Source organism: Shewanella dokdonensis, assembly GCF_018394335.1.
GTDB lineage: Bacteria > Pseudomonadota > Gammaproteobacteria > Enterobacterales > Shewanellaceae > Shewanella > Shewanella dokdonensis.
In genome coordinates this window covers 1,217,027-1,238,087 of record NZ_CP074572.1, presented here as the reverse complement: position 1 = coordinate 1,238,087, position 21,061 = coordinate 1,217,027, and the positions used below count along the sequence as shown (strand labels likewise).

Below are 21,061 nucleotides of genomic sequence, written 5' to 3'. Positions count from 1 at the left end.
AGTGAGGGCATCTATTGGGATACCCTTGAACTCGTCGATTAAATGAGGACTATACTCCACAAAATGCGGATTATAATCCGTGGATAGTTCACAGGCAAATTCTCATAGTGACCCCTTGAATAGCAGGAGTCCTATGAACAACTTGGCCGTGAAAGTGGGTCTGTCTGTGCGGCAGATGCGCAAGCAGAAAGAACTCTCTCAGGACGAACTAGCCCTCAGAGCAGAGATTGACCGAAGCTATGTCGGTCGTATTGAACGTGCAGAGGCGAATATCACTCTGGATATGCTGTACAAAATTGCCGAGGTACTCGGCTGTGAAGCGATTGAGTTATTGCCTACCCGAGAAGAGTTGGACAACTAGATACACCCTAATTGCCGATAGCGTACCTGCCACTCTTTAAGCGTGTCAGCGAGATGCTGTTTGTGTTTATCACTCACCTTGGCTTTGGCCCGTTTTATAGTGGCTTTTCCAAGGTCAACGCCAGAGAGTTCTTTACTGAACATCTTCGGAATAACATGGCTGTAGTGCTGCTCAATCATGGCGATACTGGTGCCACATTGCTTTGCCAACACTTCCATGTTCACGCCCGCCAGTAACTGCCATGTGATGTAGGTATGGCGCAATGAGTAGAGCGTTCTCACTCCATGTGGAGACTCTTTTAAACCTGCTTCGGTCAGCGCCTTATCAAACGCTTTGCTGAGTTCCTTGGTATCACTGCCATCGGCCAACCGAAACAGTTTGTCATTTCGTTTGCGATTGGGGAACCGTTCTCTCAGCGTCTGAATACTGGAAAAGATTTCATCACGACAAACCACTTCCCGAGTACCCGTGTGTTTAACGGTTTTCCCTTTCCTGACGGTGATATAGAAAATGATATTGTGCTCATTAGTGTCGATTTGGATATCACCCCACGTTAAGCTTTCCATCTCGGTGCCGGGACGAATACCGGTATTGACCGCGAATTCCATATAATCCATTAACAGTTCACGGATTTGTCGGGTTTTTCTTTACGGCTGTTTTGTTCCAACTTCCACACCATATCAAAGGCTTTGTCGTATTCTTCTGGTGAGAAATGCGCTCGTCGTTGTGACTCAACACCTTTGGTTGATAGGGAAGGGACTTGGGCAGCCAGCATCCACTTACGTTCCACGGCTTCCTTGAACACTAACTGCATGGCAGCGTTATGGTTCAGTAGTGTCGACTTGGCAGGGTTACGACCGAGTTGCTCTGTTCGCCATATGTCGAATGCTCGCAGTTTCTCAACATCAATCGAGGTGATGTAAGTCCGGTCAAAAAAGGGAATATGGTACTTACGTAACACCTGAATGTAGGTCGTGTACTTTTCGACATCCTTACCATTGTCGATTGCCGCTTGCATGGTACTGATAGCCTTCTCTGCCACATCCCGGAAACGCTTGGAGCCCACCAGTAGGTTACGGTCGGCCATGAACTCGAATTCCATCTGGAGTCGATAAGCCATGGCAATAGCCTTCTTTTTCCTTTTGTTTGGTGGCTTTGGCAACCCATTTGCCTGCGACCTTAATCCGGGCATACCAACGTTCACTATTGTCCTGTTTGTAGACATACAATTCGTCAGTGATATCATGTCTTTCGAGCTGTTTACTCATGGTCTGCGTCTGATGTGAGTCATGCAAAGAATTTGCAAAGTGTTTATATGATGATGTAACTAGCTGAAAAATAATAGTGGTTTTAGACGCTACTTATTCAAAATCCCCCGCCCTTAAAAGCGTGACGGTTCGAGTCCGTCCTCTGGTACCATCTCCTAGCGAGATAACAGGCCGACGATAAGTCGGTTTTTTTGTGCCTGTTCCTAAGCGTTTTTCCAATTCTTACCGTGTACCCCCTCGGGGTTGTTCTCTTAATTAAGGCAGTAAATCGCTGCATTTCATCTGAATAAAGTGTGTTACAGCCACAGAGTTAACACATCGCTATTTTTAGTAACTCTCCAGTACTGGCATTAGATAATAAGTACGCCATTCATGGTTAAACATTGGCAGAAGAGCAACTGCGCATAAATAATATAGCCATAAAAATTAATCACGTATTACTAAGCTGTTGTGCAAAGGCAGAGATGTCAGAAACTGCGGAGTTAAATCCGTGGGGAAAATACCTTTTATAAGGTAAATAAAAATGTATTTAAGTTAACAATTAAATTACATTGGTACTGGTTAGCCGTTTTATGGCACTAACAGATCAATGTGCACCCGCACAATACCAAAGGTCTACACGACATTGGAGGTTATATGGATAAGTTAGCGTACCTACATAAGTATGCGAAACCACTCTCTTCATCGCTCCTATTAGCTCTCTTCTTGTTAATCACCCCAGTGCAAGCCGAAGAAAAAACAACCATGTCAGCAAAAGTGAGTATTGAGGATGTGGCATGGATCGCCGGACACTGGAAGAGTGCAGGCGAGGGGGTTGTTGCAGAGGAAACTTGGCTACCACCGTTAGGTGGCTCGATGACCGGCACCTTTCGAGAAGTGAAAAACGGGGAAGTTGAATTTTATGAGTTTATGACTATTTCAGAGCAGGGCGATAGTCTGTCATTAAAGATTAAACACTTTAATCCAGATCTTACAGGTTGGGAGGAAAAGGATAAATCCGTAGTGTTCTCGCTGGTCACGTTAGATGAAAATACCGCGCGCTTTGATGGGCTTGTGTTTGAAAAGATTGGTGCAGATGGACTACGGATATCGGTCAATGTCCGTGGTGATGATGGTAAGGTAGAAAAGCTTGTATTTGATTTCACCAAGTCTAGTGAATTCACCCGCTAATGTATGGTGTATCCGCTGCGGTAATGTCAATTTGTGGCGGATACACCATACCCTACATAGTGGTAAAAAAACCAGAATTACAGGAGCCGTTTTCACGTCTATCCTTATTGGCGTGAATGGACTTCCGCGCTATTGCGTGTATGACCACACCACATTCATATCTCTGGATCGCAGTCGCCCCCGTCTGAGATAACTCGCCGGCGTTCCTGTCGTGTTGCTCGCAATTTCCCCATAAGGGGAATGTTACCAAGCGATATTTTTAGTAGGATGACGACCAGCAACTAATACATATGGGTAAATTGGACGTAAATGAGTATTTCAGAAGCAGTTTCTCAACAGTGGCAAAAAGCTGAGTTAGCGGAATTAATTCAGAAACGTTTATGCTCAGTACCTGAGGTACAACAATTGTTAGTGGGCGCTACGTCGTTACAAACCGTGTGTAATCTCGCGGTGACCTTGGCTTTTACTGAGCAGCTATGGACAAAGGACGATTGGGATGACAACCAGCTGGTCGGGGTGTTTTTCTGTGCGTTCCGATTGCTATTTGTAAAGGCAACACAACAACAGTTAACGCAAGCAGAAGATCTGATTATCAGTTTTAGTCGTCGGCTGGCGACTTGGCTAGCGGGTGATAGTCTTGATGCGTTAGCCTACAAGCAAGTAACGCTTATGCAGCACTCAGCTGCGCAATTGAATGAATCGCGTCGTCAACAACGGCATGCAAATCGTAATATGCGTTGAGCATGTGATATCGACGTTCCCATAAAGGGAGAATATAAGATTTTGACGCTATAGTTACCTAATATGATTTTAAGCCTAATATTTTAGATTAATAATCAATTAGCTAATTACTAATATTCCGATTATGGCAAAATAATACCGCCACCTCTAAAAATTACCTTGATAGAATCAATGATCTCTTGAGATGACACCTTGTGGTTAGTAATTACTTGACGGTAAATATAACCGTCTACATAGTTAACTGCCATCTTTGCAATGAATTTACAATCTCCGATCTTTGCTTCTTGCCACTCAGATTCTGGGATAGAGGCAATGGAATCGGCCACGACTCTTCTTATTATTTCTAATTGTTTATATTCATCAAGAAGTAGCTTGCTTAATAATTTAACGTCATCGCACTTAACAATGATTTTTTAAATCTAAGTATATCGTCTGAATGTTCGAATATTTTAAAAAGTCAGACCATACACTTAGAATAGAACTAATATTGTTAGTTTTTTTCAAGTTTTGAATAAATAACTCTCTTTCAAGTAGAGTAAGATATCTATCCCGGATGGCAAACAAAACCTCAGTTTTGTTTTTAAAATGCCAATAGAATGCGCCTTTAGTCACGCCTGCTGCGGTGGCAATGTCTTCTAACGTCGCCTTAGAGACGCCTCGTTCACTAAATAATACTACTGCTGAGGTTAGCAAGGCATTTTTAGTTTTTTCAGCTTCAGCTTTGGTACGCCGTACCATCTCGCATCCTAATATTAGTAAATCACAGAATGCGAATGATAACAGATATTGATTATGTCCTCAAATTGCTTTATGTGCTTTTGTAATCACATTAAACAGCTAAAGCTAAAATTAAAGTCACTAAAATTAAAATGGCTAAAGTTAAAATTACTAATTTTTAAAAATTAGCCGATATTAATCTCATGTTAACTATATATTTTGCACTTCCTCACATTCACTTACATACCTAATGGTAGGTATATAAAGATCAAATTACCATCAGTAATGCGAAAGCACTCGTAAGAGTGGTAATCAACAATAAAAGGCAAAAAAATGCTTACCTTCAATGCACGATTGTTAATAGCAGCACTGATGACGTTTTGCTGTATCCCTTTATCGGGACAAGCCACTCCTTGGAGTGGTCTTGGGCAAGATGCCGTTATGAAAACGCTGACTGATAAATTTAATCAGGGTAATTACTCCACTAAAGGCGCAGACACGTGTCTTATGTGCCACAGAAAAAATGCCAAGGTCATGGAGATATTTAAGGGGGTCCATGGTGCAACTTCTGGCAAAAGCCCAATGGCTGGACTGCAGTGTGAGGCCTGTCATGGTCCAATGGGCAAGCACAACCTAGGTGGTAAGGAGCCAATGATCGACTTTGGCCCCGAGGCATCGACAACCGCAGAGGCACAGAACAGTGTTTGTCTCAGTTGTCATCAGGATGCCAAGCGTAAGAGTTGGCACTCTTCAGCACATAATCTTGAAAATATGAGCTGTACCAGCTGCCATCAGATACACGTAGCCAAAGATCCTATCTTGGAACCACAAGGAGAAAATGCTGTTTGTACTAAGTGTCATACGCAACAAAAGATGGAAATCAACCAACGTTCCAGCCATCCGCTGAAGTCAAATGAGATGAAGTGCAGTGATTGTCATAATCCTCACGGCTCTCAAACCGATGCAGATTTAAACCGAAACAATCTAAACGAGACTTGTTACAGCTGCCATGCCGAAAAGCGCGGGCCCAAACTGTGGGAACACGCACCTGTGACCGACAACTGCGACAACTGCCACTCTCCTCACGGCAGTATGAACGATAACTTGCTCAAAGTTCGTGCACCACTGCTTTGTCAGCAATGCCATAGCGGCAATGTTCATGCCTCCCGTCCTTATGGCGCTGAGGGCAACTCGGCTTTTACTGCCGGCGCAAGTTGCTTGAATTGCCACACTCAAGTGCACGGGTCTAATCATCCACAAGGGAAAGCGCTACAGCGCTAGGGGAGAGACTCATGAAACTCAATCTCATCACTTTGGCTATTGTGTTCGCCACAACCCCAGTAATGGCGGCAGATTTTAGTTTAACTAAAGCCAATACCAGCAAGGTTAACGTTAATACCTGGAAATGTAAGGGGTGTACAGATCCGTCAATGCTAAGCGGCGATGTTGCGGTTGGCATAGGTTACAGCAATATTGATGACGTTCATGCGGCAAACGTATTAGGACAGGAAGATACCGGGACTTTTGCGGCGGTTAATGGGCGGCTTTCCGTTAATAGCAACAGTGGCTGGCGAGTTGAAACTAACGCTAATAACCTTGGAATGAAAAATGGAGATGCAGGCATTAAGGTTACCAAAGACGACCTTAAACTGTATGCCAACTACGATCAGTTAAATTATCTCAAAAGTGATAAGACGTTAACTCCGTATTATTTCAGCCAAGATCAACTTATCTCTGCTACGCCTTATTCACCGGTTCTCGGTGTGGAACGCAACCGCTTCACCTTGGGTGCCGATGCCCAAACGGATATGTTGGGTTTGGCGTTAAATGGCGATCTGTCATTTCGCAGTGAAGAGAAATTGGGGCACAAACGTGTGTCTGTCGCCACACCTAGCCCGATTAATCTTGCCCAACCAATCGACAGCCGTACCAATGAGTTACTGGCATCATCAAGCTTGAGTGGGGATAACTGGTTAGCCGCTATCTCTTACCTCGGCAGTGTTTATAACAATCATGCCCAGGAAATTTACCACGAGACATACGGCAGTTTGTTGGCTCCAGATCCAGATAATGAAGCGCATCAACTCACTCTGTCAGGGAATATTCGTGGGCAACAGAGTGTGTTTGACGCGAGAGTCTCTGCCGGCCGTATGATCCAGGACAGTTCTCTCGTTAATGCTCAGATAAGTCCTATCCAGAGTTGGGATGGGCAGATCAACACCTTAGATGTCGACGCCAACTATATGCTAATGGCGAGCGATCGCCTGCGCATTCAGTTAGCGGGTCGTTACAGCGATCGGGATAACAAGAGTTCAAGTTTTGAATTCCCTCAGTACGACTTCAATGCAAAGACCGGTATTCTGTTCAACAATTTGGCATTAGACACTAAATCCACTCGCGGTAGTGCAAAATTCCAATATCGCCTTGCTAAAGATTATCGCATCGATGCGGGTTACCAATTTGACCGCAAAGAACGTAATTATAGCGATCGCGAAACCACGGATGAGCACCAACTGTGGGCCAAAGTAAAAATGACGGGGCTGGAGCTTTGGAAGATAGAGCTCAAGGGCGGCGTGAGTCGTCGTGATGGTAGCCGCTATCTGGCTAACGAATTCACCAACGTAGAAGAAAATCCGTTACTGCGTAAATACTACTTGGCCGACCGGGATCGTGTTGAAGCTGAGATGCGGTTATTCCATCAGCCGTTACCTTCGCTTTCTGTGGTCATGAACTTAAGGTTCGCCAATGACGATTACACCAATACCAAGATTGGTCTGACGGATGACCGTAACTATAGCTATCAGCTCAGCGTTAACTATTTAGTTAACAAGCAACTCTCTCTCTATAGCTTTGTAAGTCAAGAATGGATTGATGCCAATCAGTCCGGTGCCCAATGGAAAGCTGAAATCAACGACCGCTTTGTCTCTTTAGGTGGTGGCTTTGAGTACCAGGGGCTGCTACAGAACAAGCTTATCTTGGGGGCGATTATCTGTTTGCCAACAGTAATAGCGACTCAGATAACGCAGCCATAACCGACCAACAGGGCGACGACTACCAATATAACCACTCCGTAGGGGTATACGCGAAGTATCGGTTGAGCGATGCCAGCCAACTGCGTGTGGACTACCGCTATGAGCGTTATTACGACACTGACTACGCCAATGTCGCAGTGGATGCTGTAAATGGCCTAATCACCTTAGGTGAACTAGACCATAACTACAACGCCCATCAGCTAATGCTGAGCTATTCCATCTCCTTATGAACAGACTAGTGGAAGGGATGAACTCCTTCCCGAAAAATAAAAGAGGTAACTTATGGAAAGACGTGAATTTTTGAAAGCCAGCGCAGCGCTCGGCTGTGCGGCAACATTATCCGCTTGTGATTCAAGCTCAAGTGATGCCACACCAACACCTCCAGTCAAAGAACTCACTGAAGAAAAACTGAACTGGTCAGCATGTTGTGTGGACTGCGGTTCACACTGTCCGGTGCGGGTGTTTTCCAGAGATGGCGTGATCACCCGAATTGAGTCCAATTTCACCACCGACGATGTTTATGGTAACCATAACGTACGCACCGCTTGCGCGGTCGTTCATTACGTAAAAGAGTGTATGCCCCAGAACGGCTTAAATATCCAATGAAACGCGTGGGGCCTCGTGGCAGCGGTCAATTCGAGCGTATTAGCTGGGATGAAGCCTTAGACACAGTGGCCGAGCAGTTAAAACGTATCACCAGCCAATATGGTAATGAAGCTATTTATGCCTTAGGTGGTCCAGGGGCCATGTACAGCTTCTCCAACCGCGGCTGCTTGAACCGGTTACTGAATCTATCCGGTGGTTATCTCGGCGACTATGGCAACTTCAGTTTTGCCCAATATATCAAAGCCTGTAAATATACTTATGGCGCAGAGATAGACTATCTCTTTGGCTCATCTGTGGCTGAAATGGCTAATTCAGACCTGGTGTTAATGATTGGGCACAACCCGTCAGAATTGGGTATGAGTGGCTCTGGTCAAGGCTATGACTTTGTCAGACAGAAACAAAAAAATAACTTCAAAACCATTATCATCGACCCACGTTATACCGAATCTAGCCTAGGCAAAGAAGATCAATGGATCCCTATTCACCCAGGGACAGATGCCGCCTTAGTGGAAGCCATTGCCTATGTGTTGATCACCGAAAATCGCGTTAACCAAGCCTTCCTCAATGAATATTGCGTTGGCTACGACGAAAACACCATGCCCGATGGCGTGCCATATAGCGAAAGCTACAAGGCGTACATTCTCGACAATCCAGTCGCTGGCGATCTTACCCCCGGCGCCAACGCGAAAACGCCCGCTTGGGCGGCGCCAATTACCGGTATTCCAGAAAGCACTATCTGGGATCTGGCACACGATCTGGCAAATGCTCAAGCGCCCTTTGTACAGGTGGCTATGTCTATTGGCCGTCACTCCGCTGGCGAAAACAACGTGCGTACCGCGTTCATGCTGCCAATTCTACTGGGACAACTCGGACTGCCCGGCACTAACCATGGCGGTATTCCGATGTCAGCATCAATGAATGTCTTCAGCATGGAAAACCATGCCGAAGCGGGTGATGACGCCAACGCAGTGAAGAAACGCATCTCATTCTTCAAGTTCATCGAAGCGGTAGAAAACGGCAAAGATCTCACAGTGTTGAAAGATGGGGTGATTCTGCCTGACGAAGAGCTAGACGAAAATGGCGATGGCAAACTCGGCACCGACATTAAAGCCATTATTGCCTATGCCACTAACCGCCTGATTAACCAAAATGCAGACGTTAACTACTCAAGACAAGTGTTGGCCGACGACAGTAAATGCGAGTTCATTGTAGTGATTGATAACGTGATGAATGCCAGCGCCGAATTTGCTGACATCATCCTGCCCGATGTGACCTACGTTGAAACCGAAGATCTCGTTAACCAAGGTGCCGTGGCGGGTGATACCGCAACACTGGTACAGATGAGCACCTCGGTTGGGCCGATGTTTGAGAGCAAACCTCTGTACGAAATGTGCGTAGGCATAGCAAAACGTCTTGGTATTGAAGCGGAATTTACTAAAGGTAAATCTCATAAGCAGTGGTTAGATGAAGCTTATGCCGCCACACAGGCGATGAATCCAGGACTACCCGATAAAGACGTGATGTTAAAGCAAGGTATCTACCGTAAGTACCTGCCTAATGGCGCATATCTGTCCAACAAAGCGTTCCGTGCAGATCCCGTAGCCAACCCATTGCCAACACCGTCAGGCAAGATCGAAATCTACTCTGAGCGTCTTGCTTATCTGGCTAAACACTGGGAATTACCCGAAGGTGATGTTATTTCGGCTTTGCCAAAATATGTTGCTGCCTGGGATGGCTTTGAAGATGAAGCAACCCGTCATGACTACCCACTGCAACTCGGTGGCTACCACACCAAAGGCCGTGTGCACTCAAGCTATCACAATGTGCCTTGGCTAAGAGAAGCAGTGCAAGATGCGGTATGGATGAACCCGATTGATGCGGATCAGCGAGGCTTGAAAACGGGTGATCAAGTGAAAGTGTTCAACAGTCGCGGCACCATTGAAATCCCGGTCAAGGTGACACCACGGGTCATGCCAGGTGTGGCAGCTCTGGGCGAAGGTGCATGGCTCAAAATGGAAAATGGCATCGATAAAGGCGGCAATATCAATGTGTTGACTTCGCACCGTCCAACCCCTCTATCAAAGGGCAATGGTCAGCATAGCATTCGTGTCGAAATTCAAAGAGCCTAACGGAGTATAGATAATGACAAATAAAATTCAGTATGGGTTCTATTTTGATGCAACCCGTTGTACCGGCTGTAAAACCTGCCAGGTTTCTTGTAAAGATCGCAAAGATCTGCCTGTGGGCATCAACTGGCGTCGAGTGTATGAGTATGCGGGTGGACAATGGAACCAAAATGGCGATGGCACTGTAAGCCAAGATGTATTCGCCTATTACACATCGATCGGATGTAACCATTGTTCTGAACCCGCGTGTACTAAAGCTTGCCCCACCGGGGCCATGCATAAGCGACGCGAAGATGGCTTGGTGCTTATCGATGCCGAAATCTGTATTGGTTGTGGTAGCTGTGCTAGAGCATGTCCTTATGACGCACCACAAATCGATAACGATAAAGGCATCATGACCAAGTGTGATGGATGCTATGAACGCTTAGCCGAAGGGTTATTGCCTACTTGCGTAGAGTCCTGTCCACAGCGTGCGTTGGACTTTGGCGTTATCGATGAACTGCGAGCCAAATATCCAGACGCTATTGAGCCGAACATCGCGCCGTTACCATCAACAGAAATCACCCATCCGAATCTGATTATCAAGCCTAATCGCAATGCGAAACCCACTGGCGATAAGAGTGGTCAGATCCTGAACTGGGCGGAAGTGTAGTCCCTGCTATGGCCGACACAAGGTAAAAGTTGTGTCGGCCATATTTACTATTGTTTGAGAAGCTTATGACAAACTCAAAATTAGCGCGTATCAGCGAACTCCGCGCCATAGCGAGAATATTACATAACGTTTTTTTTTATGAGCCAACGACTGAAAATTTACATCTGCTAGAACAGATCATTATTACCGATGAATGGCCTCAATTAGCAAACAGCGAAGAGGCACAGCAAGGGCTGACATTGCTGCGAGCCTGGGCTACTTCTCCAGAGTCTCAAAAGGCATTAAAGCTGGAATTTGGCCGACTTTTTTACGGGCCACACGCCCCTACATCCGCACCATGGGGATCTGTTTATACCGATGAGCAGCATCTGCTTAATGGCGTAACAACCCAGGCATTAATGCGCTTTTTTACAGCCACAGGGATCAGTTTTCAGCTAGACAGCAATCAACCATTGGATCATGTCGGATTAATTTTTGCGGCATTAGATGTTTTGCTGGAAAGAATGGAACAAGATGAGACAAATACCCTAGTGAAACATCAGTTGATCGAACTGCTAGAGGTGCATCTGCAACCTTGGGTATCTTTATTTTTAGATTCGGTTATTGAGCACTCAAATACCGATTTATACAAAGGCTTTGCTTATATTTCAAAATCTTATATCGAAACGCTTAACTCTTTTTTAGCAGTCGCCTAAGCAAATGATTTTATTCTGTTGATCATGTATTAAATGGCTGCATTTAGTGCAGATGTTGCCATTTATCAGCATATGAGGCTAATCATTTCTATCAAGGAATCATCGTTCCTTAAATGATGCGCATATCACGACTAATGGAAAGCATTACCCGGCGTTTATCTGATAAGTTAACCGCCATTTGGCTGATGCGCGGCTGCCTTGAGATGAGCAATCTGTACCGTTTGTTATAGCGAGGCGAGCCATGATAGAAATCTTGCCTACCGCGGATAAATTGCGATGAATCTCCCCTTATCATGGTTAACCGCCGGTTCCTTGGTGACGTTGTTGCATGTATTCGTAAAGTTGATTTGCATCAGTGGATGGGCTGTTTTTCAAGGCATTAAAAACACTGCGTTGATCCGCGGGCATTTTATGCTGACCAAGCTTCTCTTTGGCGTGAATGTTATCAACGACGACCTGAAAGCCCACCACCGCCTTTAATAATTTATCCACATAAACAGCAGGCAGCAGCTGCGTATCATTGAGAATTTCAGCTTCATATTTATGGATTAGTTGATGAATGACTTCCAAAGTCTCCTTGTCTCCCAGCGTCTGGAATACGCCATAACATTGAACGGCAGCATAGTTCCACGTTGGAACCGCCGGGTTGGAAACATACCATTTAGGCGAGATGTATGAATGCGGTCCGTTGAACACCACCGAAACCCGTTTTCCACTTAATGCCTGCCATTGTGGATTTGCCCGCGACATATGCCCGAAAATTTTAGTATTTTCACCTTTAGATTCATACAGTAAGGGTAGATGGGTGACTTCTAAGTCGGGCGAAATTAACATGCCAAAACCGTAGGCATCAATGAGTGACGCGATAGCTTGTGGATCGGTTAATGCCATCGTTTGAGGTACATACATGCGTCTTACTACCTTCTGTTTATCCGCTTTAGCGCGAGCGCTTGAAATTCATCGCATAGCAAATACCGCGATAATGTTTTATAGCGCAACATTGACTGCAATTGCTACTCATAAAAACCGTATGAAATAACGCCGATTTAGTGTCAGAGCAAAACCGAGAAAATTTATCAATGATACTCGTCGCTCAAACACTCATGTTCTAGGCGCTATCTTGCCTTATCAGCCGTTTATTGGCTGAGCCAAAGATGTGTTTCCGCTTATGCCACTTTGAGGTACGGCAATTGATTGAGTGTGCATCTCCAGTTATTATGCAGTTTATGTAGTGATCAATACAATATGGAGTGAATATGAGTGAACTTGCTGGAAAATGTGCGCTGGTTACCGGAGCATCTCGTGGGATTGGTGCGGCAATTGCCATTACACTGGCGGAACGTGGCGCAGACGTGGTGATCACTTATCAGCACTCGGCAGCGGCAGCGAAAACCGTTGTTGGTACCATCGAAGCGCTGGGGCGGCGTGCCTTTGCGATCCAAGCTGACAGTGGCGATGCTATTGCAGTGGCTGCATCGGTTGATAAGGCGGCAACTTTGCTGGGCGGGCTGGATATTCTGGTGAACAATGCGGGTATCGGTCCATCAGGAATGCTGGTCGATATGCCTCTTGAGCAGATTAATGCGCTGCTGGATGTGAATATCCGTGGGGTGATTGTTGCATCTAAAGCCGCTATTCCACATTTGACTAACGGTGGTCGCATCATCTCCATCGGTTCTAGTGCCGCTGAGCGTGTTTCTGTTCCTGGCATGTCGGTTTATGCGGCCACCAAATCTGCGTTGTTAGCACTGACTCGTGGCTTGGCTCGCGAACTAGGGCCGCGTGGCATTACCGTAAATATTGTACATCCTGGCTCTACCGATACTGATCTGAACCCTGCTGAGGGGATTTTGCTGATGTGCAACGTGCACTGACTGCCCTCGGGCGTTTTGGTAAACCTGAAGATGTTGCTGCCGCAGTGGCCTTCCTCGCCAGCCCTGAAGCTGGGCAGATCACTGGAACCGGAATTGTGGTCGATGGTGGTGCCAACGCCTAACAATATGACGGGCGCGACTGCTGAGTTCTCTGATGATGGCGAAAACTGACTCTATTAGCTGCTACGGAACTTGCTCGGCACCAAGATGGCGACAGAGAATGTTTCCATGGTGCGTGTTCGTTCATCACTATGAGCCTTGCGTTGTCTGTGCCGCGATACAATTTTCGATGGCGAATGGAGGATAATGATCCTCAGGTGTTGATGATGTATCAGAACATGGGGCGCGTTGGCTAGCGGTAATAGCGTGCCAGCCAAACATTATCAGTGAGCCAAAATAAAGGCCAGTCAGTGAGTTGCTGACTGGCCTTGTTGTTAAGCCGCTACATCTTAATCCCGTTGCAATTTACTGCGATACAGCAGCAAGTAAATCGCAGGCAGCACAAACAGTGACAGGATGGGGGCGGTGATCATGCCGCCCACCATAGGTGCAGCAATCTTTTGCATCACTTCGTTACCTGAGCCGGCACCCCACATGATGGGCAGTAACCCAAAGAAGATGGTGGCAACTGTCATCGCTTTGGGACGAATACGCATGACTGCTCCTTCCATCAGGGCGGCTTTCAGGTCGCTAACGCTGTGGTACATATTGTGCTCTTGCCGATGTTTGATGGCGTTGTTGAGATAGACCAACATCACCACCCCAAACTCTGCGGCCACCCCTGCTAGTGCAATCATCCCCACCGCGACCGCGGCGGAGAAGTTGTATCCCAAGCCATACAGCACCCAGGTACTGCCCACCAGCGCAAAGGGCAGTGACAACATGATAATGGCCGCCTGTTGCGCCGACCCAAAGGTCATCATCAACAGAATGAAGATCACGGCTAACGCCATGGGCACCACTTGTTCCAGTTTGGCGGTGACGCGCTGCATATATTCATATTGGCCCGCAAAGCTATAGCTATAGCGCGGTGGCAGTTTGACATTGGCGGCGAGGATGGGTTTGACGGTATCAATATACTCACCAATGGAGGTGCCTTTGATATCGACAAACACCCACGAGATCAAGCGGCCATTCTCGCTTTTCAGTGAGGGCGCACCATCGGTGATCTCAATATCCGCCAGATTGCGCAGCGGCAGATAGTGACCCGATTTGGTGACGACCGGTAAATTCCGTAGCTTTTCAATGTTGTCACGGATATCGCGGGGATAACGCAGGTTGATGGGGTAACGCTCTGCCCCTTGCACGGATTCACCCACATCGGCCCCACCAATGGCGTAACGCACCACATCCTGGATGTCGCTGAGGGTCATGCCGTAGCGGGAAGCCACTTCCAGGTTCGGCGTGATATCGATGTAACGGCCGCCCCCACACGTTCGGCATAGGCGGAGCGGGTATGGGGTTGTTGCATCAAAATCGCTTCAATCTGCGCCCCAATACTTTGCAGCTCGTTAATGTCTGAACCGGTGATCTTAATCCCCACTGGGGTCTTGATCCCGGTTGACAGCATGTCGATACGGGTCTTGATCGGTTGCACCCAAGCGTTGGTGAGCCCCGGGATTTTCACTGTCTTTTGCAGCTGGTCAATCACATCTTCCAGTTTTATCCCCGGCCGCCATTCGTCCTTCGGTTTGAGCATGATGGTGGTTTCCAACATGGTCAGCGGTGCCGGGTCGGTGGCGGTTTCGGCGCGGCCGACTTTACCAAAGACCCGTTTGACTTCGGGAACGGTTTTGATCAACCGGTCGGTTTGCTGCAACAGCTCTGAGGCCTTGCCGGCACTGATCCCCGGTAAGGTGGTGGGCATGTACAGCAGATCGCCTTCTTCCAGATCGGGCATAAACTCGCTCCCCATGCGGGTCGCCGGATACCAAGCGCTGATGAGGGTCACAATGGCTAACACTAAGGTCAGTTTGGGAAACCGCAGCACTAACGACAGGAGCGGTTTGTAGCCGGCGATCAGCACGCGACTGATGGGGTTACTGGTCTCAGAGGGGATTTTGCCCCGAATAAACAGCCCCATCAGAATAGGCACTAAAGTGACTGACAAAATCGCCGCCGCGCCCATGGCAAAGGTTTTGGTGTAGGCCAACGGGGTAAACAAGCGGCCTTCTTGGTCTTCCAACGCAAACACCGGTACAAAGCTGAGGGTGATGATCAGCAGCGAGAAGAACAGCGCCGGGCCCACCTCTTTGGAGGATTCGGCCACAATGTGCCAGTGCTCGGTGATATTGGGGCGTCGGTCATGCTCATGTTGAAAATGCTCCAGATGCTTGTGCATGTTTTCAATCATCACAATCGCGCCGTCCACCACCGCACCGATGGCGATGGCAATGCCCCCAGACTCATGATGTTGGCATTGACACCCATGTGATTCATGACGATAAACGCCATCAGAATTGACATCGGCAAGGTGATCACCGCCACCAAGGTGGAGCGGGCGTGCATCAAAAACAGGAGGCAGACAATGCTGACTACCACCATCTCTTCAAGCACCTTATGCACCAGGTTTTCGACAGAGTTCTCAATCAGGGTCGAACGGTCATAGGTGGGGACGATTTCTACGCCCTTTGGCAGACCGGCTTTTAACTGCTCTAGTTTGGCTTTCACGGCTTTGATGGTGGAGAGGGCGTTTTCGCCATAACGCATGACGATAATGCCGCCCACGGTTTCGCCTTCGCCATTAAGCTCCACAATGCCGCGCCGGGCCGCCGGGCCTTTGCGGATGGTGGCCACATCGCGCAACAGCAGCGGGGTGCCGGAGGGGCTGGCGATGCCTAATGGAATTTCACCAAAGTCTTTCAGGGTTTGCCGATAGCCTTTGGCGCGCACCATGTATTCGGCTTCGGCCATTTCCACAACCGAGCCGCCCACTTCGCTGTTGGCCTTGGTAATCGCGGCTTTCACGCTGGCAATGTCCAGTTTGTAGATGGCCAGTTTATCCGGGTCGAGCACGATTTGGTAAGTTTGCTCCATGCCGCCCACGGTGGCGACTTCAGACACCCCCGGCACACTCTGCAATTCCAGTTTTAAGTACCAGTCTTGCAGACTCTTCAATTGTGACAAATCGAGGTTGCCGCTTTTGTCCACCAAGGCGTATTCAAATACCCAACCCACACCGGACGCGTCAGGCCCTAATGATGGCTGTACGCCCTCTGGCGGCGGCTGCCAAGCTGGCTCAGGTATTCCAGTACCCGAGACCGGGCCCAGTAGATATCGGTGCCATCTTCGAAAATCACATACACGTAAGAGTCACCGAACATCGAGAAACCGCGGACGGTTTTGGCTCCCGGTACGGCGAGCATGGCGGTGGAGAGCGGATAGGTGATTTGATCTTCCACCAATTTAGGGGCTTGGCCGGGATATGCGGTTTTAATAATCACCTGCACATCGGACAGATCTGGCAGGGCATCCAGCGGGGTTTGTTTCATGGCATGAATGCCCACCGCCATCACTATCACGGCCAGCACCAGCACCATCACGCGTTGGCGAATGGAGGCATCAATGATGGTCTTCAGCATTGTGTGCCTCCTGATGCTGATTGCTAAGACGCATTAAGCTGCCCTTGAGACTGGCTTCGGAATCCAGCAGGAATTGGCCGGAAAGCACCACGCTCTCGCCGTCATTGAGGCCACTTAAGATTTGCACCATGCCGCGGCTCATCATGCCCACATCCACCCGCCGAGCGGTAAAGCTGTGGTCGGGGGCTTGCACGATGACCCGGTTTTCTTTGCCGGTTTGGATCAACGCTTCTTGTGGGATAACCAAGGCATTTTCATTGGCACCGCCAAACAAGGAGACTTTGGCGAGCGTGTTAGGCCGCAGATGTTCCCCGTTATTGGGTAACACCACCCGCACGCGCAAGCTGCGAGTGACCGGGTCTAGTTCCGGATAGATATAATCGATTTTGCCCTGCAAGGCCTTGATGCCCATAGCAGGAATACTGACATCCGCCGGTTGTCCTACCGCCAGCCAGCTTTGTTCATTTTCAAAGACATCGGCGATGACCCATACCTTATCCAAATCGACCATGGACAAGATTTCGGTAGCGGGTTGCAGGTACATACCATCCCGGATATCCAGGTTTTTCACAAAGCCGCTGCTTTCAGCATAAAAAGGCACCCGATACTGGGTCTTGCCGGATTTCGCCAACTGTTGGATTTGCCCTTGGGTTAACCCCAGCAGTTCCAGACGTAAGCCCGCTTTGCGCAGCAACTCCTGATAACGTTCACTGTTGCCCGAGCGTTTGAGGGTGTCTTGGGCCAGCAGATAGTCATCCTGGGCATTCACCAACTCAGGCGAATAGATTTCATATAACAGCTGCCCTTTCTTGATTTCATCCCCAGACGACTGCACCGTGAGCTTCTCTATCCAGCCGCTCACCCGCGAGTGAATATGGGTGATTTGACTCTCGTCATAGCCGACTTCACCCACGGTATTGACCGAGCGCCACATGGTTTGCCGTGACGCCTTGGCGACCTTGAGCGCCAACGCTTGCTGTATCTGCCCTGAGACCTCGACCTTGACGGTATCTTGCTGACCGCCCATCTCCACCTTTTGCAGGGTCATACCACAGATAGGGCAAGTGCCGGGCGCATCCATCACAATCTGTGGGTGCATCGGGCAAACATATTTGATAGTGCCGCCATGTGAGCCTTGGGCCGTGTCGACCTGACTGAAGACTTTTTGGGTATTACTTGCCTGCTGAGCCGTCATCGGCTTATCCCCAGGCATGACCATGGCAGGTTGAGAGGCCGCGCCCGTAGGCGCGGTTATCTTAGGCTCAGCGGGTGACTGCTTAGGCTCAGTGGCGTCATCCTTGACCAGAAACATGCCGCAGATAGGGCAGCGACCCGGTTTGTCGCTGCGCTCTTGCGGATGCATCGGGCAATAATATGCGCCCTGAGCGGCAGCACTGGTTTGCTGCGCCGATTGTGGATGTTCATTGGTCAGCGCCTGCGCCTGTAAGCTCCATTGCGAGCCGGTTGCCAATACCAGACTCAGGACACAGGCCAACTGACGACGTTTGTGGTTATTGCTCATATGCCTCATCTCCACCCGCTGGCCGATTAGTGCTGGTGCATGTTCATATTTGACATGTCGTGCATGTCATGTTGAGTTTTATTGGTGTTTGTTGCTGGCTTACCTTGCATTGGCATGTTTTTCATGGTGTTTTTCCCTTGATTATCGGCAGGCACCATTTTCATGCCACATATAGGGCAGCTATCGCCTTTATGGCCAGTTTCTTCTGGGTGCATCGGGCAGTGATAAACCTCGGTTGCCGCCTGCTTATGTTGCTGGGTGGCGGGTTCGGCGGCATAGCTATAACCTGTTAAGCCTAAACCAAGGAAAGCAATAAAAAGCAATGTTGTTAATGATTTCATATCTGACTCCAATTACAGGTGAGCTTTCAATGATTGAGAGATCACCTAAAAATAATTAAAAAACCGTTTAGTTAAGTTCCGAGAATGAATTTGATACTCCGAGCTATTTAGTCGGTGATAAATTCAGTCGCGTCTTCATTGAAAGTGAGGCAGCGGCGTAGTGACGGCAGTCTCAGACACCTAACTGTCGGCCAGGAAACCGACAGCTAGTTTTATGTCTGTCACAAATGTCACCAGTCAATAGTCCCTATTGCAGAATCCCTTGCAGTCAGCGCGATGATGGTGGGTCGTGTCGGGAAGCACGTTTGCAACATGTTGCCCATCTTCGCATCAGGAGACTATTGGCTGTTAAGCGTGGCAAGTGGTGATATCAACACAACACCGAGCCTCAATAACTCCATTAGCGTTTCGCTGATAACAGATCCGCAATGACATCTGCCGCCAGGCTGTAAAGCAAGTCGGCGACTGTTGTCTTTATTGGTGTAGATATCCAAGTAAGGATGTTTCAGGTAGGTTTGTGCATCCGCGACATCATCCAGTGTTGGGGTAGTCAAGGCAACGTCCTTAGTGTCTACAGAGAACTGCAAATAAAGCGGCTGAGACTTAACCCAAGTGGCAGAGTCTTCGGCGGTGACACCTGAAAACAGGTCACGGTACTGTACCACCAGGACATGTGAGCCTTGGTTCAGTTGCAGTGTGTTATTGCTCTGGTCGCCAGAATGGCCATCCACACTCAGTATTTGCAGGTCATCAGGTACAAAGACTTGTGCTGCTTGAGTGAGTGGTGCCACAAACAGAGTAGACAAAGATAAGGCAGATGCAGCAATAGTTGCTAAAGTAGTTTTTGAGAACATAACCGTACTCCTAGAATTCTATAAACAATAGTTAGTTAGGCTTAAGCCTTTTAAAACAAGATGTTAAAAAGAATTATAGGAAATTAGGCGGTGGAGTCTGGACGCCAATAACAGCGGTTTGCACACTCCAGCTAGGACAAGAAATTTCTTGTGTCAGCATGGGTTGTGGTTGTGAAAAGGTGAGGGGAACGATGGCCGATGCCAAATTGGTGCAGTGATTGGCACAATTACCCATCTGACCACAGTTATCAGCGGCAGAATTGCAATATTTACAATCCATCTTACCCTGACAACAAGTCATGGTGGCATGCGATTCTGTGGTTTGGCTGTTGGCAAACATTTGCTGTGACATTGGCATAGCAGAAACCAGTCTTGGCGCTAGCGCCTGACTGATTAGCATCATTGCCAATGTTGTTATTAACAGCAAATTTCGCATCACAGAAATTTCGTCCTGTAGTTAAATTACAACGTGATGATGGCGCAATGTTATATAAGGTGCAAGCGATAAATCTTTAAATATTTTTGTTTATGATCAAGATCAATGATCAGTCGGTCTTACGGAACTTTATTCCGACGGTTGATGATGACGCAGCGCTTGTGCCGCCTGCGCCAGTAAAGCTTGTTGCAGTGCCACTGGGCCAAGTATTTGCACCTTAGTACCTAACGACAAGAGCCATGCCGCGAGTGAATGCCAATCATGACAATGCAGCTCAAGATGGCTGTGTTGCTCGCTAGAAGTGATAACCCTCAAACCGAGCCACCACTCGCGTTTAGCCTTATCAAGCAAGGTATTATCCAGCAGAATTTCTCCCTGCAATGTAGGTGACGGCATCTGTTTGGCAATATAGCGTTCCAGCGAAAAACTGGGCCGCGCTATAAACGTGGTGGTGGTCAGTTCCAGTGCTTTCATCCGGTCGACGCGAAAATCGCGGAATGCTTGGCGCGTGCGACACCAAGCGATGAGGTGCCAGCGTTGCAGATAAAACACCAATCCGTGAGCTTCCACTTCGCGGTGCTGGTAAGCTGTATCCAGATAGCGGCAATAGTCAAAGGTCAGGACCTGTTGCTGCACAATGGCTTGTTGCAGTAGCGATAGCTCCTCTTCACCACTGTTTGTGGCCGTAACTACCATGGTTTGGGGCAGCATATCCAAATAAGGTTGATTAACCCCAGAACTGACCGCGCGAATTTTGGCCAGCGCTGATTGCAGATGGCGTTGGGTCGTTTTGCCGCTGTGATGGGTCAATAACAAACCACCGGTTAGCAGCGCGCCAGCTTCTTCTGGACTGAAATTCACTGGCGGTAGATGGTAATCTGCCAGCAAGCGATAGCCTCGCCCGGCACTCATACTGACGGGTACCCCCGCATCGCCCAAGGCCGCTAGATCGCGATATACGGTACGCTCACTGAGACTAAAGTGCTCAGCCAACTGGCGAGCACTGCTGTAACGCCGCCCTTGAAGATAGAGGATCATGGCCAGCAAACGATCAACGCGGTTCACCCTGTTACCTCCAAGTTCGT

17 protein-coding genes and 3 pseudogenes are annotated in these 21,061 nt (G+C 48.2%); 11 read left to right on the top strand and 9 right to left on the bottom strand.

Annotated features, from left to right (window positions below; genetic code table 11):
* Window positions 1-133 precede the first annotated feature (133 nt).
* Entirely contained in the window at window positions 134-361 is a 228-nt protein-coding gene (locus KHX94_RS05965; RefSeq protein WP_213682745.1) for a helix-turn-helix domain-containing protein, read from the top strand.
* Here KHX94_RS05965 and KHX94_RS21745 read toward each other — a convergent pair.
* Window positions 358-1,629, bottom strand: a pseudogene (locus KHX94_RS21745) (tyrosine-type recombinase/integrase). The gene KHX94_RS05965 and the pseudogene KHX94_RS21745 overlap by 4 nt on opposite strands.
* Before the next feature lie 636 nt (window positions 1,630-2,265).
* On the opposite strand from KHX94_RS21745, the gene KHX94_RS05955 reads away from it, so the two are divergent.
* Complete coding sequence (locus KHX94_RS05955) at window positions 2,266-2,799, top strand: DUF6265 family protein (RefSeq protein ID WP_213682744.1); 534 nt, start codon at window positions 2,266-2,268, stop codon at window positions 2,797-2,799.
* Between the two features lie 309 nt (window positions 2,800-3,108).
* Complete coding sequence (locus KHX94_RS05950; RefSeq protein WP_213682743.1) at window positions 3,109-3,540, top strand: hypothetical protein; 432 nt, start codon at window positions 3,109-3,111, stop codon at window positions 3,538-3,540.
* 122 nt (window positions 3,541-3,662) lie between these two features.
* On the opposite strand, the gene KHX94_RS05945 is transcribed toward KHX94_RS05950, so the two are convergent.
* Together KHX94_RS05945 and KHX94_RS21025 are read right to left on the bottom strand one after the other, a co-directional pair.
* On the bottom strand, window positions 3,663-3,866 hold the full coding sequence (locus tag KHX94_RS05945) for a hypothetical protein (protein WP_213682742.1): 204 nt from the start codon (window positions 3,864-3,866) through the stop codon (window positions 3,663-3,665).
* 73 nt (window positions 3,867-3,939) lie between these two features.
* On the bottom strand, window positions 3,940-4,278 hold the full coding sequence (locus KHX94_RS21025; protein WP_213682741.1) for a TetR family transcriptional regulator: 339 nt from the start codon (window positions 4,276-4,278) through the stop codon (window positions 3,940-3,942).
* Between the two features lie 312 nt (window positions 4,279-4,590).
* Here KHX94_RS21025 and KHX94_RS05935 point away from each other — a divergent pair, with 312 nt between their 5' ends.
* The 6 genes and pseudogenes from KHX94_RS05935 to KHX94_RS05910 all read left to right on the top strand — a co-directional run bounded on the left by KHX94_RS05935 (window position 4,591) and on the right by KHX94_RS05910 (window position 11,368).
* Entirely contained in the window at window positions 4,591-5,538 is a 948-nt protein-coding gene (locus KHX94_RS05935) for a DmsE family decaheme c-type cytochrome (RefSeq protein WP_213682740.1), read from the top strand.
* 11 nt (window positions 5,539-5,549) lie between these two features.
* Window positions 5,550-7,519 (top strand): annotated as a pseudogene (locus KHX94_RS05930) (MtrB/PioB family decaheme-associated outer membrane protein).
* A gap of 52 nt (window positions 7,520-7,571) precedes the next feature.
* Window positions 7,572-7,895 (top strand): twin-arginine translocation signal domain-containing protein, encoded by a 324-nt coding sequence (locus KHX94_RS20260; protein ID WP_244859353.1) that lies wholly within the window; start codon window positions 7,572-7,574, stop codon window positions 7,893-7,895.
* Window positions 7,892-10,024, top strand: coding sequence for a DMSO/selenate family reductase complex A subunit (locus KHX94_RS05920; protein WP_244859352.1), 2,133 nt, complete (start codon window positions 7,892-7,894; stop codon window positions 10,022-10,024). The genes KHX94_RS20260 and KHX94_RS05920 overlap by 4 nt, the downstream gene beginning before the upstream one ends.
* 13 nt (window positions 10,025-10,037) lie before the next feature.
* A complete protein-coding gene (locus KHX94_RS05915; RefSeq protein WP_213682738.1) occupies window positions 10,038-10,673 on the top strand; it encodes a DMSO/selenate family reductase complex B subunit in 636 nt (211 codons plus the stop codon).
* Between the two features lie 50 nt (window positions 10,674-10,723).
* Window positions 10,724-11,368 carry a TorD/DmsD family molecular chaperone gene (locus tag KHX94_RS05910; RefSeq protein WP_213682737.1) on the top strand — a complete coding sequence of 215 codons (645 nt, stop codon included), beginning with the start codon at window positions 10,724-10,726 and terminating at the stop codon, window positions 11,366-11,368.
* Window positions 11,369-11,665: 297 nt separating this feature from the next.
* On the opposite strand, the gene KHX94_RS05905 is transcribed toward KHX94_RS05910, so the two are convergent.
* Window positions 11,666-12,277, bottom strand: coding sequence for an FMN-binding negative transcriptional regulator (locus KHX94_RS05905; protein ID WP_213682736.1), 612 nt, complete (start codon window positions 12,275-12,277; stop codon window positions 11,666-11,668).
* Between the two features lie 347 nt (window positions 12,278-12,624).
* On the opposite strand from KHX94_RS05905, the gene KHX94_RS05900 reads away from it, so the two are divergent.
* Entirely contained in the window at window positions 12,625-13,242 is a 618-nt protein-coding gene (locus KHX94_RS05900; protein WP_213682735.1) for an SDR family NAD(P)-dependent oxidoreductase, read from the top strand.
* The gene (locus KHX94_RS21020; RefSeq protein ID WP_213682734.1) at window positions 13,227-13,364 is read left to right on the top strand and encodes an SDR family oxidoreductase; all 138 of its coding nucleotides are present in this window, start codon (window positions 13,227-13,229) and stop codon (window positions 13,362-13,364) included. The genes KHX94_RS05900 and KHX94_RS21020 overlap by 16 nt, the downstream gene beginning before the upstream one ends.
* 327 nt (window positions 13,365-13,691) lie before the next feature.
* Here KHX94_RS21020 and KHX94_RS05890 read toward each other — a convergent pair.
* The 5 genes and pseudogenes from KHX94_RS05890 to KHX94_RS05870 form a co-directional block, all read right to left on the bottom strand.
* Window positions 13,692-16,823, bottom strand: a pseudogene (locus KHX94_RS05890) (efflux RND transporter permease subunit).
* Window positions 16,804-18,354, bottom strand: a complete 1,551-nt coding sequence (locus KHX94_RS05885; protein ID WP_425314043.1) for an efflux RND transporter periplasmic adaptor subunit — start codon at window positions 18,352-18,354, stop codon at window positions 16,804-16,806. Before KHX94_RS05885 ends, KHX94_RS05890 begins: the two are co-directional and overlap by 20 nt.
* Window positions 18,355-18,371: 17 nt before the next feature.
* Window positions 18,372-18,686 carry a heavy metal-binding domain-containing protein gene (locus tag KHX94_RS20255; RefSeq protein WP_244859351.1) on the bottom strand — a complete coding sequence of 105 codons (315 nt, stop codon included), beginning with the start codon at window positions 18,684-18,686 and terminating at the stop codon, window positions 18,372-18,374.
* A 338-nt stretch (window positions 18,687-19,024) separates the two neighbouring features.
* On the bottom strand, window positions 19,025-19,540 hold the full coding sequence (locus tag KHX94_RS05875) for a DUF2057 family protein (RefSeq protein ID WP_213682732.1): 516 nt from the start codon (window positions 19,538-19,540) through the stop codon (window positions 19,025-19,027).
* 565 nt (window positions 19,541-20,105) lie between these two features.
* Window positions 20,106-21,041 (bottom strand): helix-turn-helix transcriptional regulator, encoded by a 936-nt coding sequence (locus tag KHX94_RS05870; RefSeq protein WP_213682731.1) that lies wholly within the window; start codon window positions 21,039-21,041, stop codon window positions 20,106-20,108.
* Window positions 21,042-21,061 lie beyond the last annotated feature (20 nt).

Coding starts and splice junctions, on each gene's coding strand:
- KHX94_RS05935 (WP_213682740.1), top strand. CDS start 4,591: ATGCTTACCTTCAATGCACGATTGTTAATAGCAGCACTGATGACGTTT.
- KHX94_RS05885 (WP_425314043.1), bottom strand. CDS start 18,354: ATGAGGCATATGAGCAATAACCACAAACGTCGTCAGTTGGCCTGTGTC.
- KHX94_RS20255 (WP_244859351.1), bottom strand. CDS start 18,686: ATGAAATCATTAACAACATTGCTTTTTATTGCTTTCCTTGGTTTAGGC.
- KHX94_RS05955 (WP_213682744.1), top strand. CDS start 2,266: ATGGATAAGTTAGCGTACCTACATAAGTATGCGAAACCACTCTCTTCA.
- KHX94_RS05920 (WP_244859352.1), top strand. CDS start 7,892: ATGAAACGCGTGGGGCCTCGTGGCAGCGGTCAATTCGAGCGTATTAGC.
- KHX94_RS05915 (WP_213682738.1), top strand. CDS start 10,038: ATGACAAATAAAATTCAGTATGGGTTCTATTTTGATGCAACCCGTTGT.
- KHX94_RS05965 (WP_213682745.1), top strand. CDS start 134: ATGAACAACTTGGCCGTGAAAGTGGGTCTGTCTGTGCGGCAGATGCGC.
- KHX94_RS21025 (WP_213682741.1), bottom strand. CDS start 4,278: ATGGTACGGCGTACCAAAGCTGAAGCTGAAAAAACTAAAAATGCCTTG.
- KHX94_RS05905 (WP_213682736.1), bottom strand. CDS start 12,277: ATGTATGTACCTCAAACGATGGCATTAACCGATCCACAAGCTATCGCG.
- KHX94_RS05875 (WP_213682732.1), bottom strand. CDS start 19,540: ATGTTCTCAAAAACTACTTTAGCAACTATTGCTGCATCTGCCTTATCT.
- KHX94_RS05900 (WP_213682735.1), top strand. CDS start 12,625: ATGAGTGAACTTGCTGGAAAATGTGCGCTGGTTACCGGAGCATCTCGT.
- KHX94_RS05950 (WP_213682743.1), top strand. CDS start 3,109: ATGAGTATTTCAGAAGCAGTTTCTCAACAGTGGCAAAAAGCTGAGTTA.
- KHX94_RS20260 (WP_244859353.1), top strand. CDS start 7,572: ATGGAAAGACGTGAATTTTTGAAAGCCAGCGCAGCGCTCGGCTGTGCG.